The organism is Erwinia sp. S38 (genome assembly GCF_016624545.1).
Classification (GTDB): domain Bacteria; phylum Pseudomonadota; class Gammaproteobacteria; order Enterobacterales; family Enterobacteriaceae; genus Erwinia; species Erwinia coffeiphila.
Window position 1 is genome coordinate 1 of sequence record NZ_JACVTS010000001.1, and the last position, 15,343, is coordinate 15,343.

At 57.4% G+C, this 15,343-nt stretch carries 10 protein-coding genes and 2 rRNA genes; 8 read left to right on the forward strand and 4 right to left on the reverse strand.

The window, feature by feature from the left end:
• From IBT46_RS00005 to aceK, 7 genes are all read left to right on the forward strand, one after another.
• Positions 1-164, forward strand: a 23S ribosomal RNA gene (locus IBT46_RS00005); the annotation flags it as partial.
• Positions 165-276: 112 nt separating this feature from the next.
• Positions 277-392: ribosomal RNA gene (gene rrf, locus IBT46_RS00010) — 5S ribosomal RNA — on the forward strand.
• A gap of 233 nt (positions 393-625) precedes the next feature.
• On the forward strand, positions 626-1,783 hold the full coding sequence (locus IBT46_RS00015) for a porin (RefSeq protein ID WP_200543008.1): 1,158 nt from the start codon (positions 626-628) through the stop codon (positions 1,781-1,783).
• A 185-nt stretch (positions 1,784-1,968) separates the two neighbouring features.
• The gene (gene metA, locus IBT46_RS00020; protein WP_105595775.1) at positions 1,969-2,898 is read left to right on the forward strand and encodes a homoserine O-succinyltransferase; all 930 of its coding nucleotides are present in this window, start codon (positions 1,969-1,971) and stop codon (positions 2,896-2,898) included.
• A gap of 345 nt (positions 2,899-3,243) precedes the next feature.
• Positions 3,244-4,842, forward strand: a complete 1,599-nt coding sequence (gene aceB, locus IBT46_RS00025; protein WP_200543009.1) for a malate synthase A — start codon at positions 3,244-3,246, stop codon at positions 4,840-4,842.
• Positions 4,843-4,862: 20 nt separating this feature from the next.
• The gene (gene aceA, locus IBT46_RS00030; RefSeq protein WP_200543010.1) at positions 4,863-6,167 is read left to right on the forward strand and encodes an isocitrate lyase; all 1,305 of its coding nucleotides are present in this window, start codon (positions 4,863-4,865) and stop codon (positions 6,165-6,167) included.
• Positions 6,168-6,224: 57 nt separating this feature from the next.
• The gene (gene aceK / locus IBT46_RS00035) at positions 6,225-7,970 is read left to right on the forward strand and encodes a bifunctional isocitrate dehydrogenase kinase/phosphatase (RefSeq protein WP_200543011.1); all 1,746 of its coding nucleotides are present in this window, start codon (positions 6,225-6,227) and stop codon (positions 7,968-7,970) included.
• A gap of 3 nt (positions 7,971-7,973) precedes the next feature.
• On the opposite strand, the gene IBT46_RS00040 is transcribed toward aceK, so the two are convergent.
• From IBT46_RS00040 to iclR, 3 genes are all read right to left on the reverse strand, one after another.
• Positions 7,974-8,906 carry a phosphatidate cytidylyltransferase gene (locus IBT46_RS00040; RefSeq protein ID WP_105595779.1) on the reverse strand — a complete coding sequence of 311 codons (933 nt, stop codon included), beginning with the start codon at positions 8,904-8,906 and terminating at the stop codon, positions 7,974-7,976.
• Entirely contained in the window at positions 8,903-9,607 is a 705-nt protein-coding gene (locus tag IBT46_RS00045) for a 1-acyl-sn-glycerol-3-phosphate acyltransferase (protein ID WP_200543012.1), read from the reverse strand. The genes IBT46_RS00040 and IBT46_RS00045 overlap by 4 nt, the downstream gene beginning before the upstream one ends.
• Positions 9,608-9,761: 154 nt before the next feature.
• Positions 9,762-10,595 carry a glyoxylate bypass operon transcriptional repressor IclR gene (iclR, locus tag IBT46_RS00050; protein ID WP_105595781.1) on the reverse strand — a complete coding sequence of 278 codons (834 nt, stop codon included), beginning with the start codon at positions 10,593-10,595 and terminating at the stop codon, positions 9,762-9,764.
• Positions 10,596-10,794: 199 nt separating this feature from the next.
• Between iclR and metH the strand changes: the two genes are divergently transcribed.
• Entirely contained in the window at positions 10,795-14,478 is a 3,684-nt protein-coding gene (gene metH, locus IBT46_RS00055; RefSeq protein WP_200543013.1) for a methionine synthase, read from the forward strand.
• Here the strand turns inward: metH and IBT46_RS00060 are convergent.
• Positions 14,475-15,179 carry a UTRA domain-containing protein gene (locus tag IBT46_RS00060; protein ID WP_200543014.1) on the reverse strand — a complete coding sequence of 235 codons (705 nt, stop codon included), beginning with the start codon at positions 15,177-15,179 and terminating at the stop codon, positions 14,475-14,477. The genes metH and IBT46_RS00060 overlap by 4 nt on opposite strands.
• Between the last annotated feature and the right edge of the window lie 164 nt (positions 15,180-15,343).

Here is a 15,343-nt window from a genome sequence, read left to right on the forward strand (position 1 = left end):
AGCGCTGAAAGCATCTAAGCGCGAAACTTGCCTCGAGATGAGTTCTCCCTGAGACCCTGAGTCTCCTGAAGGGACGTTGAAGACTACGACGTTGATAGGCCGGGTGTGTAAGCGCAGCGATGCGTTGAGCTAACCGGTACTAATGACCCGTGAGGCTTAACCTTACAACACCAGAAGCGTTCTGGTGGGTGTCTGAGAGACATAAACCAAGATTTCAGCTTGTTCATACGGATTGATTTACGTGGCCTGCGAGGGCGGCGTAAATAACAGAATTTGCCTGGCGGCTTTAGCGCGGTGGTCCCACCTGACCCCATGCCGAACTCAGAAGTGAAACGCCGTAGCGCCGATGGTAGTGTGGGGCCTCCCCATGCGAGAGTAGGGAACTGCCAGGCATCAAACAAAGCAAAAAGGCCATCCTTACGGATGGCCTTTTTGCGTTTACGCATTATCAATACTCCCCTGACGAAATCCCCCACGAACGGAAATCAGCGTGTTACCGGCGCGTTCTGGTAACAGAACATGCTGCCAGGCCGGCCTACGCACAAAAGATCCCCAGTATTCCCACTCTTTTCACTCAAAATAGACTGTTTATAACAATCAACCTCAAAAGGAAATTGAGGAACAGATGATCGCATCCAAAAAAAGATATGCCATCCACGCCATCCTGTTGATATTCACCTGTTGGAGTACCGAGCTTTACGCGGAAATTACCCTTTTACAGCAGAACAGAGACAACCCGGACTGGCTGAGCAGGCTCGATTTCTCCGTAAATGGCAGTATCCGACCCCAGTTCAATGACGTGATGGGCAGCAGTGATAAAGGTTCCTATAAGCGTAATGGTTTCGATGATGGTGATAATCAAACCCGTTTTGGCTTTGCCGCGGACTACTATCTGCGCGATGGCGTAAGTTGGTACACCTACTATGAGTTTGGCCTGAATATGCCCGCGCTGTTCGACTGGAAAAACCATTACGAGGAGGGCAGTGCCTTTACTACCAGGCGCATGCTCTTTACCGGGCTGAAAGCTGATGATATGGGTGAGTTAACCATCGGCCAGCAAACCAGCGTCTACTATGATGTTGTCGCGGCAAAAACCGACCTGTGGGACGACGATATGCTTGCTCAGGCGCCAGGAGTCGGCATCAACGGCGCCTATGATGGTTCATACCGTCCGCGTAAGCAGCTGAAGTTTAGAAACAGTTACGGCAGCGTCGATCTGTACGCTGGCTGGCTATTTCCGGACAGTGAATACCTGGTAGGCGATGGTACGCGTTACCGACGAAAAGGCGGCGGATCGCTGGGATTGGACTACCATATCGACGACGATCTCAGCCTTGGCATGGCGTGGAATGAAACGCGTGCAACCATCAAGCATCCCGGGACTGGCGATGATAAAACCTATAATCAACATATTGTGGGTGCAGCCCTGAGCTGGGTACCCGATAACTGGACCTTCGCCGCGGGCGGTGGCTGGTATAAAAACTTCCTGCAAACAGAATCCAGCCGCACGGATAACTACTTTGTCGGTAGCGCATGGGGTATTGAATACTATGCTGGCTACAGCTTTCATCTCGATCGCGCAGGGCTGAAAACCGTGCAGCCGTTCTTCATGGGTGACCGACTGGAATACGTCAGCGGCAGGAACTATAAGCGCATCGACAACGGGTTAGGTCTCCTGCTGGCCTTTGCCTGGGGTTTCAGCGTTGACTATGAGCATATGTTTACCTCCAGCACTGACAGGCAGGGCGATGTGAACTTTGTACGCCTGAGCTACGACTTCTGAGTTTTCCCTCCAGCCAGCTTTGATCGCACATTGTCGTGATAATACGCAACGGTATCCGCTGGCTGCTCCTCACCCTGAAACATTTTCAACTATCATATGAACAACTCGACTTTTGTTATGCATCACGCTATCTTCAGGCATCTGGATGTCTAAACGTATAAACGTATGTAGTGAGGAAGTTGACCATGCCGATCAGGGTACCTGATGAATTACCAGCCGTGAGTTTTCTGCGCAATGAGAACGTCTTTGTTATGACGTCAACTCGTGCCAGCACTCAGATGATCCGTCCCTTGAAGGTGCTGGTACTAAATTTGATGCCGAAGAAGATCGAAACTGAAAATCAGTTTTTGCGTCTGCTTTCCAACTCGCCGCTACAGATTGATATTCAGCTGCTGCGCATCGACAGCCGTGAGTCCCGCAACACGCCCAGCGAGCACCTGAATAACTTCTACTGCAATTTCGAAGATATTAAACACGATAACTATGATGGGCTGATCGTCACCGGTGCACCGCTCGGACTGGTCGATTTTTGCGATGTTGCCTACTGGCCGCAGATCCAGCAGGTCCTGCACTGGGCGCGGGAGCACGTGACCTCCACGCTGTTCGTCTGTTGGGCGGTACAGGCCGCGTTAAACATCCTCTACGGCATTCCGAAGCAGACGCGGGAAAACAAATTATCCGGCGTATTCGAGCATCAGATCCTGCATCCGCATGCGCTGCTGACGCGAGGTTTTGACGATACTTTCCTGGCGCCTCACTCACGCTATGCCGATTTCCCGGCGCAGATCCTGCGTGATTACACCGATCTGGAAATCTTTGCCGAATCTGAAAAAACCGGCGCTTATTTGTTTGCCAGTAAGGATAAGCGTCTGGCCTTCGTAACCGGGCACCCGGAATATGATGCGCTGACGCTCTCGGGTGAATATCACCGCGACTACGACGCGGGATTAAATCCTGAAATCCCCTACAATTACTTCCCGCAGGACAACCCCGAGCTTCCACCCAGCGCGAGCTGGAGAAGTCACGGCAACCTGCTGTTTTCAAACTGGTTAAACTACTATGTCTACCAGATCACACCATTCGATCTGCGCCATATGAACCCAACGCTGGACTAGTTTTACCTCACCCGATCTCACGTCTCTACGCTAAGCTGACTCCTGCGATCGGGTGGATCTCCACCCTCATTTCTATGCCACTCCCCCAACTTTAATCCAATCTCTCCAGTTGCGATCTGCTGAATCGATCCCTGCTATCACACCTAAAAATCATGATGAAAACACCTTCTTATCTTTAAGTATTTTTATTGTCATATAAATCAATTAATTGAATTCATTTTGTAATTAAAATGGAAATAGTTTTTGATTTTGAAAATTAACTGTTTATATTTTGATCCTGCGGGTTAAAGATTGTCCACTTAACGATCGTCACGCCAGGCGGACGAAACTGACAGGAGCAGGGGTATGACACAACAGCTAATCAGCGCGGAACTCACCTTCCAGCGCCAGCCTGGCCAGCAGGAACGCGAAATTCTTACGGATGCCGCGGTCGATTTCCTTACCGAACTGGTGACGCGCTTCACGCCAAAGCGCAATGCGCTGCTGGCGGAACGCGCGAAAACTCAGCGTAAAATCGATGCCGGTGAGCTGCCTGATTTTATTTCGGAAACAACTTCCATTAAAAATGATGACTGGCAAATTCGTGGTATCCCGCGGGACTTACAGAACCGCCGGGTGGAAATTACTGGCCCCGTCGAGCGCAAGATGGTGATCAATGCCCTGAATGCCAACGTCAACGTGTTTATGGCCGACTTTGAAGATTCGCTGGCGCCGAGCTGGGACAAAGTGATCGCCGGGCAGGTCAACCTGCGCGATGCGGTTAACGGCACCATCAGCTACAGCAATGAAGCGGGGAAGATCTACCAGCTGAAGCCGAACCCGGCGGTGCTGATCTGCCGCGTGCGTGGCCTGCACCTGCCGGAAAAACACGTTACCTGGCGGGGAGAGCCGATCCCGGGCAGCCTGTTTGACTTCGCCCTCTACTTCTTCCACAACGTCGAGGCTCTGCTGGCGAAAGGCAGCGGCCCCTATTTTTACCTGCCGAAAACGCAGACGTATCAGGAAGCCGCCTGGTGGAGTGAGGTATTCAGCTATGCCGAAGATCGTTTCGATCTGCCGCGCGGCACCATTAAGGCGACTCTGCTGATCGAAACCTTGCCGGCGGTATTTCAGATGGATGAGATCCTCTGGAGCCTGCGCGATCACATCGTAGGTCTGAACTGCGGGCGCTGGGATTACATCTTCAGCTACATCAAAACGCTGAAAAATCATCCTGACCGCGTGCTGCCCGATCGGCAGTCGGTCACCATGGATCAGGGCTTCCTGGATGCCTATTCACGGCTGCTGGTCAAAACCTGTCACCGCCGTGGCGCATTTGCCATGGGGGGCATGGCGGCCTTTATTCCGAGCAAAGATGCGGAACGGAACGAGTGGGTACTGAACAAGGTGAAAGCGGACAAACAGCGCGAAGCCAGCAACGGCCACGACGGCACCTGGATCGCCCATCCCGGCCTGGCGGATACGGTGATGGCGGTCTTTAACCAGACGCTGGGCGACGAGCTGAATCAGCTACACGTAACGCGTGAACAGGACACGGCTATCACCGCCGAACAGCTGCTGGCCCCGTGTAACGGCGAGCGCACCGAAGAAGGAATGCGCGCCAATATTCGCGTGGCGGTGCAGTACATCGAGGCCTGGATTAACGGCAACGGCTGCGTACCAATCTACGGGTTGATGGAAGATGCCGCTACGGCAGAAATTTCCCGCACCTCCATCTGGCAGTGGATACGCCACGGCAAAACCCTGCAAAGCGGTGAAGCCGTGACCGAAGCACTGTTCCGCAAAATGCTGACCGAAGAGATGCTGGTTATCCGCGAAGAGCTCGGCGGCCAGCGCTTCGAGCAGGGCCGCTTTGAAGAGGCCGCCGCATTAATGGAGCGCATCACGACCGAATCCGAACTGGTTGAATTCCTGACCTTACCCGGCTACCGCTTACTTCCCTGAACCTGACAAGGAACATTGCCATGACCTCACGTACCCAACAGATCCAACAAATCGAACAATCCCGACGCGATGCACGTTGGGAAGGCATTACCCGCCCTTACAGCGCGGAAGAAGTGGTGAAACTGCGCGGCTCGGTGAATCCGGCCTGTACGCTGGCGCAAAACGGCGCTGAAAAACTGTGGGCGCTGCTCAACGGCGGCGCGAAAAAAGGCTACGTTAACAGCCTCGGCGCGCTGACCGGCGGCCAGGCTCTGCAACAGGCGAAAGCCGGCATCGAGGCGATTTACCTCTCCGGCTGGCAGGTGGCCGCCGACGCGAACCTGGCCTCCAGCATGTATCCGGACCAGTCACTCTATCCGGTGAACTCTGTACCGTCGGTGGTGGAGCGTATTAACAACAGCTTCCAGCGTGCGGATCAGATCCAGTGGGCCAATGACATCGATCCGGGCGATCCGCGCTACGTGGATTATTTCCTGCCGATCGTGGCCGATGCGGAAGCCGGTTTTGGCGGTGTGCTGAACGCCTTTGAGCTGATGAAATCAATGATTCAGGCCGGTGCGGCCGGGGTCCACTTCGAAGACCAGCTGGCCTCGGTGAAGAAGTGCGGCCATATGGGCGGTAAGGTGCTGGTGCCAACCCAGGAAGCGGTGCAGAAGCTGGTTGCTGCGCGGCTGGCTGCGGATGTGATGGGCGTGCCAACGGTGCTGATCGCCCGCACCGATGCCGATGCTGCCGACCTGATCACCTCTGACTGTGACGAATACGACCGTGAATTCGTCACCGGCGAACGTACCCAGGAAGGCTTCTACCGCACTCGTGCCGGGATCGAACAGGCGATTAGCCGTGGGCTGGCCTATGCGCCGTATGCCGATATGGTGTGGTGCGAAACCTCAAAGCCGGATCTCGACCAGGCGCGACGTTTCGCCGAAGCGATTCACGCCCGTTTCCCGGGCAAGCTGTTGGCCTACAACTGCTCGCCGTCGTTTAACTGGAAGAAGAATCTTGATGATCGCACCATCGCTCAGTTCCAGCAGGCGCTGTCGGACATGGGCTACAAATACCAGTTCATCACTCTGGCGGGCATTCACAGCATGTGGTTCAACATGTTTGACCTCGCACAGGCCTACGCGCAGGGCGAGGGGATGCGTCACTACGTGGAAAAAGTGCAGCAGCCGGAATTTGCCGCCATCGACAAGGGCTACACCTTCTCTTCCCACCAGCAGGAAGTCGGGACCGGCTACTTTGACCGTGTGACCACCATTATTCAGGGCGGCAGCTCTTCCGTCACCGCACTGACCGGTTCGACCGAAGAAGATCAGTTCTGATAAACGGGCGGGCTATCCGGCCCGCCACACATGTTTAGCCGGTTGATGAGGTGCACGATGTCAGAGAGGGAAACGCTGATAGCCCAGACTATCCTGCAGGGGTTCGATGCGCAGTATGGTCGCTTCTTGGAAATTACCGCCGGTGCCCAGCAGCGCTTCGAACAGGCTGACTGGCAGGCGGTACAGCAGGCGATGAAAGCGCGTATCCATCTTTACGATCACCACGTCGGGCTGGTCGTTGAACAGCTGCGCTGTATTACCGGCTCGCAGTCGGAAGACCGTGATGTTCTGCAGCAGGTAAAAAGCATCTACACCGGCCTGCTGCCGGACTATCCGCGCTTTGAAATTGCCGAAAGCTTTTTCAACTCCGTTTACTGTCGTTTGTTCAGCCATCAGGCGCTGACGCCGGAACGGCTGTTTATTTTCAGCTCCCAGCCGGAGCGGCGTTTTCGTACGATCCCGCGGCCGCTGGCGCGGGAGTTCAGCGCCTCGGCGGGCTGGCAGCCGCTTCTCAACCGTCTGCTGCACGATCTTCCGCTGCGTCTGCCATGGCAGGATCTGGCAAGGGATATCACTTTTATCATCAGCCACCTGCGGGAAAACTTCAGCGAAAGCGATCTACAGCAGGCAACGTTACAGGTCGCCAACGAGCTGTTTTACCGCAATAAAGCGGCGTGGCTGGTGGCCAAACTGCGCATGCCGTCAGGGGTTTGCGCATTCCTTTTGCCGATTCACCGCAGCGACGCGGGCGAGCTGTTTATTGACACCTGCCTGACCCGCAACCGCGAAGCCAGTATCGTCTTTGGCTTTGCCCGCTCCTATTTCATGGTGTATGCGCCGCTGCCCGCCGCGCTGGTGGAGTGGCTGCGGGAGATCCTGCCGGGGAAAACCACCGCCGAGCTGTATATGGCGATTGGCTGCCAGAAACACGGCAAAACGGAAAGCTATCGGGAATACCTCAACTACATGTCCGCCACCCGCGAGCAGTTTGTTATCGCCCCCGGCGTGCCGGGCCTGGTGATGCTGGTGTTTACGTTACCGGGATTTGACCGGGTGTTTAAGGTCATTAAAGACACCTTTGCGCCGCAGAAAGACGTTACGCCGCAGCGGGTGCGCCAGTGCTACCAGCTGGTCAAAGAGCACGATCGCGTGGGCCGCATGGCCGACACCCAGGAGTTTGAAAACTTCGCCATCGAGCAGGCAAGGCTCAGCCCGGATCTGCTGGCCGCCCTGTGGCGCGAGGTGCCGGAAAAACTGCAGCAGCAGGGGGAGATGCTCATCATCGGCCATTTGTATATGGAACGCCGCATGACGCCACTCAACCTGTGGCTGGAGCAGGCGGATGACCAGCAGCGGCACGATGCGATAGAAGAGTACGGCAACGCGGTAAAACAGCTGGCGGCGGCCAATATTTTCCCCGGCGATATGCTGTATAAAAACTTCGGTGTTACCCGCCACGGGCGCGTGGTGTTCTACGACTACGATGAAATCAGCTATATGACCGAAGTGAACTTCCGCGACATCCCGCCGCCGCGCTACCCGGAAGACGAGCTGAGCCACGAGCCGTGGTACAGCGTGTCGCCGGAAGATGTCTTCCCGGAGGAGTTCCGCCACTACCTCTGCGCGGACCCGAAGATAGCGCGATTGTTTGACGATATGCACGCGGAACTGTTCCGCGCCGATTTTTGGCGCGGGTTACAGCAGCGGATACGCAACGGGCATATTGAAGATGTCTTTGCCTACCGCCGCCGGCAGCGCTTTTGTCAGCGCTACGGCGACGGCCTGCTCGGACAGGCAAGTTGAAAATCAGGTGTAGAAGTAGCGCACCACGTGGAAAAATACCGGCGCGGCGAAGCAGAGTGAATCAATGCGATCCATCATGCCGCCGTGTCCCTCCAGCATCGCGCCGAAATCTTTCACCCCGCGATCGCGCTTGATCGCCGACATGCACAGGCCGCCCAGGAAGCCCAGCAGGGTGATCAGCAGCGAAATCAGAAACGCCTGCCACGGCGCGAAGGGCGTTATCCACCACAGCCCCATACCGACCAGACTGGCGCTGAGGATGCCGCCCACAAAGCCTTCGACCGTTTTATTCGGGCTGAGCTTCGGCACAATCGGGCGCTTGCCCCACAGCTTGCCGAACACATACTGCAGCACGTCGGAAATCTGCACCACAATCATCAGGAACAGCAGCAGCTTGATATTCTGCTGCTCATAGCCGGGGATCTGCAGCATCAGCAGGGCCGGAGCGTGGCTGATGCAGTAAACGGCAATCATCATGCTCCACTGAATTTTGGCCGCGCGCTCCAGGAAGTGGCTGGTATCCCCCGCCAGCGCCAGCCGGGCCGGAATAAACAGCCAGGCATAAACCGGGATCAGGATAACGAACACGCCGTACCATTCGATACCGACCAGCAGATACTGCAACGGCAGGATGATAAAGAAGCACCAGAACAGCGCCTCATGATCGCTGCGGCGCGTCGGCAGCAGGGTGACACACTCCCGCAGCGCATAGAACGACATCAGCATAAACAGCACCGTCGACCCGATAGGGCCAAGCGTCATCGCCAGCACGGAGATGATGCACATCACCCACCAGGCGCGAATACGCGCGTTAAGATTGGCGATGGTGTCATTCTGCTTAAACTTCGCCAGCACGCCGCCAATAATGCTGGCCACCACCAGCAGGCCAAACAGGCCGCACAGCAGCCAGCTCAGTTCAGAATCCCAGATTTTCATGGTGCGATCGCCTCCAGTGCGGCTTTGGTCCTTGCCAGAAAAGCCTGTTTATCTTCACCTTCTGTCACGCCAGGCAGCGGCGTACCGAAGGTGGCGCTACAGATAATCGGCACCACCAGCCGCGAGCCTTTTGGCAGCACCCGGTTCAGGTTATCCAGCCACACCGGCACCAGTTCAACCTGCGGAAAGGCTTTGGATAGATGGTAAAGACCGCTCTTAAAGCTGTTGAGCTGCTCGCCGCTGCCGCGCGTGCCTTCGGGAAACAGGATCAGCGAGTGCTGGCCGTCCAGCGCCTGCTTTAGCGGCAGCAGCACGTCTTTGTTTGTTGAAGGGCTGCCTGCCTCACAATCCGGTATGGGCAGCATCGCACCCTCTGCCGATTTCGCTTCCCGCTCCCCGGCAGGGCGGCGCTCAACCAGCACCGCGCCGAAAATTCGCAGCGCCAGATAGCGCCGCAGGCGGGAGCCCAGCCAGTAATCCGCCGCCGCTACCGGGTGAACCCGCGTGCGCATCTGCGGTGGCAGGCTGGCCCAGATCACCAGGCCGTCGAGGTGGCTGCTGTGGTTGGCATAGTAGATGCGGGTTTTTTCCGGCTCCGGTTCGCTGTGCCAGCGGGAGCGGATGCCGGTGAGTAAGCGGCAGACGGTGACCAGCAGTGAACTGACCAGGCGGCGATCGAGGGATAAGCGTGATTCAGGCATTGCTCAGCGTCCTCCGGCTGTCTGAAGAGGACAAAGAGCGGGCGAAAACCCGTATCTGTCGCAGTTTGTCCATACAAATGAGTGGCTGGTGAACATCCTTATCCATGTAAAAAACCTCGGTGTTGAAATAATCAATAGACGGTCTGGCGCGCGGTCAGTGACTGCCGCCGTATTCGCGGGTGATCTCTTTTGCCGCTTTGATCACCATGGCGCCGATCTCGGTGACGCGATCGTCGGTGATACGGGAAATCGGGCCGGAGATCGACAGCGCGGCAAACGGTTCGCGATGCTCGTCGTAAATACAGGCGGCAACGCAACGTAATCCCAGCGCATGCTCTTCATCATCAAAGGAATAGCCCGCTTTACGCGTCTGCGCCAGGTTATCCTTCAGGCTCTGCGGCGACATCAGCGTTTTTGGCGTGTAGTGATGCAGCCCCTGGCGATGCAGCAGTTCGGTCACCTGCTTCTCATTGAGGTTGGCGAGGAACGCCTTGCCTGCGCCGGAAGCGTGCATCGGCAGCTTGCCGCCGATCGGGGCCGACATGCGCATCAGCTGGGTACACTGGACCTGATCGATAATCACCGCCTGATGATCGCTGAGATCCAGCACCGCCAGGTTGACCGTTTCACCGGACTCCTCCATCAGCCTGCGCAGCATCGGATGCACCAGCGCCAGCAGGTTGCGGCTTTGCAGGAAGCTGCTGCCCACCACAAACGCGTGCGCGCCGATGGTCCACAGGCCTAAATCACCCACCTGGCGCACAAATCCCTGCTGCTGCATGGTGGTCAGTAATCGGTGCGTGGTGGAGTTCGGCAGCCCCGCCTGCTGGGCCAGTTCGGTCAGCGCCACGCTGCCGTGCGATTCGGCAATGAACTCCAGCAGCTTCAGGCCGCGGGTTAACGACTGAACCTGGCCAGCAGGTTGTGCTGCCTGGGCGCTGGCAGTACGAGGTTTTTTGCCGCGTTTAACCGGGACGGGGGTAGCCATATCTGAGTCCTTTATTTTTCACCATATGGAAATCATTTTCGTTTTATTGGCTAATAATGCAACGCGTTGCGATCTGGTCGGATCAGTCTGCCGATTGGCTGAAAATGTCTCATCAGCCGCCGCTGTTACCCGCACAGAAGTTGTGCCAGTATGACCTGCAGGCAGTGGTGCCATCAGTGACGAGTGAAGGGGCTGGGTTGTGAGCAACAGAATTGAAGCGCTGCATCAGCAGCTGGCAAAACGCATTATGCTGCTGGATGGCGGCATGGGTACCATGATCCAGAGCTACCGGCTGGAAGAAGGTGATTTTCGCGGTACGCGCTTTGCCGACTGGCCCTGCGATCTGAAAGGCAACAACGACCTGCTGGTGCTGACCAAACCGGAGGTGATTAGCGCGATCCATCACGGCTATCTCGCCGCCGGTGCGGATATCCTCGAAACCAACACTTTTAACTCCACCACCATTGCCATGGCCGATTACCAGATGGAATCGCTGTCGGCAGAAATCAACTTCGTGGCGGCAAAGCTGGCGCGTGCCTGCGCCGACGAATGGACGGCAAAAACGCCGGATCGTCCACGTTACGTCGCCGGGGTATTAGGCCCGACTAACCGTACCTGCTCGATTTCGCCGGACGTTAACGACCCGGCCTTCCGTAACGTCACCTTCGATCAGCTGGTGGAAGCCTACCGCGAATCGACCCGCGCGCTGGTGGAGGGCGGTGCAGACATCATCATGATTGAAACGGTGTTCGATACCCTGAACGCCAAAGCGGCGATATTCGCCGTACAAACCGAATTCGAGGCGTTGGGCGTGACGTTGCCGCTGATGATCTCCGGCACCATTACCGATGCCTCCGGCCGAACGCTCTCCGGCCAGACTACGGAAGCCTTCTATAACTCCCTGCGCCACGCGGAGCCGCTCTCCTTCGGCCTGAACTGCGCGCTGGGGCCGGACGAGCTGCGCCAGTACGTCGCCGAGCTGTCACGCATCGCCGAAGGCTACGTGACCGCTCACCCGAACGCCGGTTTGCCTAACGCCTTTGGTGAATACGATCTGGATGCCAAAACCATGGCGGAGCAGATCGGTGAATGGGCGCGGGCCGGGTTCCTGAATATCGTTGGCGGCTGCTGCGGCACCACGCCGGAGCATATCGCTGCAATGGCGGCAGCGGTCGAAGGCGTGGCCCCACGCCCGCTACCGACCGTGCCGGTGGCCTGTCGTCTTTCCGGGCTGGAGCCGCTGAACATCAGCGGCGATACGCTGTTTGTTAACGTCGGTGAACGTACCAACGTTACCGGCTCGGCGAAGTTTAAGCGGCTGATCAAAGAAGAGAAGTACAACGAAGCGCTGGATGTCGCCCGTCAGCAGGTGGAAAGCGGCGCGCAGGTGATCGACATCAATATGGATGAAGGGATGCTCGACGCCGAAGCGGCGATGGTGCGTTTCCTTAACCTGATCGCCGGCGAGCCGGATATTGCCCGCGTGCCGATTATGATCGACTCCTCAAAGTGGGAGGTGATCGAGAAAGGGCTGAAGTGCATCCAGGGCAAAGGCATCGTGAACTCCATCTCGATGAAGGAAGGTGTTGAACCGTTCCTGCATCATGCCCGGCTGGTGCGCCGTTACGGTGCCGCGATGGTGGTGATGGCCTTCGATGAAGTTGGCCAGGCGGATACCCGCGCACGCAAAATCGAAATCTGTCGCCGCGCCTACAAGCTGCTGACCGAAGAGGTCGGCTTCCCGCCGGAAGATATCATCTTTGACCCGAATATCTTCGCCGTGGCGACCGGCATTGAAGAGCACAATAACTACGCGGTGGACTTTATCGGGGCCTGTGAGGACATCAAGCGCGAACTGCCACACGCGATGATCTCCGGCGGCGTGTCCAACGTGTCGTTCTCCTTCCGCGGCAACGACCCGGTGCGCGAAGCCATTCACGCCGTATTCCTCTATCACGCTATCCGTAACGGTATGGATATGGGCATCGTTAACGCCGGTCAGCTGGCGATTTATGACGACCTGCCCGCCGACCTGCGTGAAGCGGTCGAGGACGTGGTGCAGAACCGCCGCGACGACGGCACCGAACGCCTGCTGGAGCTGGCGGAAAAATACCGCGGCAGCAAAGCCGATGACGACAGCAACAAGCAACAGGCCGAGTGGCGCGGCTGGGAAGTGGCTAAGCGCCTGGAATATTCACTGGTGAAAGGCATCACCGAGTTTATTGAAGAAGATACCGAAGCCGCTCGCCAGCTCTCGGCCCGGCCGATTGAGGTGATTGAAGGCCCGCTGATGGCCGGGATGAACGTGGTCGGCGATCTGTTTGGCGAAGGCAAAATGTTCCTGCCGCAGGTGGTGAAATCCGCCCGCGTGATGAAGCAGGCGGTGGCTTATCTGGAACCCTATATCGAGGCCAGCAAAGAGAAGGGCAGCAGCAACGGCAAAATCGTGCTGGCCACGGTGAAGGGCGACGTGCACGACATCGGTAAAAACATCGTTGGCGTGGTGCTGCAGTGCAATAACTACGAAATTATCGATCTTGGCGTGATGGTGCCGAGTGACAAAATCCTGAAAACCGCCCGCGAGGTTAACGCCGATATCATCGGCCTGTCCGGGCTGATCACGCCCTCGCTGGATGAGATGGTCAACGTGGCGAAGGAGATGGAACGCCAGGGCTTTACCCTGCCGCTGCTGATCGGCGGAGCGACCACCTCGAAGGCGCATACGGCGGTGAAAATCGAGCAGAACTACAGCGGCCCGACGGTCTACGTGCAGAACGCCTCTCGCACCGTTGGCGTGGTGTCGTCCCTGCTGTCGGCGACCCAGTACGACGATTTTGTCGCCCGCACGCGGAAAGAGTACGACACGGTGCGTATCCAGCACGCGCGTAAAAAACCGCGCACGCCGCCGGTCAGCCTGCAGGCGGCACGCGATAATGAATTTCCGTTTGACTGGGAAAACTACACCCCACCGCCAGCGCACCGGCTGGGCGTAAGCGAAGTGGGTGCTAACATCGAAACGCTGCGTAACTACATCGACTGGACGCCGTTCTTTATGACCTGGTCGCTGGCGGGGAAATATCCGCGCATTCTGGAAGATGAAGTGGTGGGCGAAGAGGCGAAGCGCCTGTTTGCCGACGCTAACGCCATGCTGGACCAGCTCAGCGCAGACGGTACGCTCAATCCGCGTGGCGTAGTGGGGATTTTCCCGGCTAACCGCGTGGGGGATGACGTTGAAATCTACCGGGATGAATCACGTACCGAGATTCTGCAAGTGAGTCATCACTTACGTCAGCAGACAGAGAAAACGGACTTCCCGAACTACTGCCTGGCTGATTACGTCGCACCGAAGTCCAGCGGTAAAGCCGATTACCTTGGTGCGTTTGCCGTCACCGGCGGGCTGGAAGAGGATGCGCTGGCCGAGGCGTACGACGCGCAGCACGACGACTACAACAAGATTATGATCAAAGCGCTGGCCGACCGCCTGGCGGAAGGCTTTGCCGAATACCTGCATGAGCGGGTGCGCAAGGTAATCTGGGGCTTTGCCGCCACCGAGAACCTGAGCAACGAGGAGCTGATCCGCGAGAACTACCAGGGCATCCGCCCGGCACCCGGCTACCCGGCCTGCCCGGAGCACACCGAAAAAGCCACGATCTGGCAGCTGCTGGATGTGGAAGCCCGTACCGGGATGAAGCTCACCGAATCCTTCGCCATGTGGCCGGGCGCGGCGGTGTCCGGCTGGTACTTCAGCCACCCGGACAGCAAATACTTTGCCGTGGCGCAGCTACAGCGCGATCAGATTGAGGATTACGCGAAGCGTAAAGGGATGTCGGTCAGCGAGGTGGAACGCTGGCTGGCACCGAATCTGGGCTACGACGCGGACTAATCCACCTCAACGGCAATATACAGCGCGTCATAGCGCCAGTATTCGCAGTCGCAGTCTATCACCCGGTCGTGCTGGTCACGGTTAAGCCGGGTGATAAACAGCGCCGGGCTGCCCGCCGCCACTTTCAGCGCCGGTGCGGCAAAGTCCGGCAGCGGCGCGGGCAGCATGGTGAAACCCACACGGCCATAGCGAATGCCATACTCTTCCTGATAAAGCTGGGTCAGCGAACGCGTTAAATCGTGCTCCAGCAGCTGCGGGAAATAACGCGGATTCAGATAGTGCTCCACGTACAGCACCGCACGCCCGTCAATCCGGCGCAGGCGGCGAATACGATAAACCTCCTCTCCCTCCTGCATCTCCAGCCGTGCCGCCAGCCCGGCCTCCGCGACCACCGTCTGCGCATCCAGCACCTCGGTCCGTGCGCTGCGCCCCTGGCGCTCGGCCATGGCGTGAAAGTGGCTGCGCAGCAGCGGATCGTAGGCCAGCCTCGGTGGGGCGATAAACCAGCCCCGGCGCAGTTCGCGATAAATCATCCCTTCTGCTTCCAGCTGGCCCAGCGCCTCGCGCAGCGTAATGCGGGTGGTGGAGAACTGCTCGCTCAGGATGCGCTCGGCGGGCAGGCGACCGCTGTCGGCGAAGTCGCCCTGGCGAATACGCGCAGCCAGCGACCGGCAAATGACATCCACAGTTAATGATTTCATCACATCAGAGCCTCAAATTAGTGCGAGTCTGCACATAAATCGCGCGTAACCCGCCTTGCCATACCGCTTACGATCCTGGCAGGAGTTGCTGGTCTAGTCCACAGCCAGCGCGCGCTGTCATAAAACATTCACTGTACCAGGTTAGATTGGCTCGGTTCTTGCTG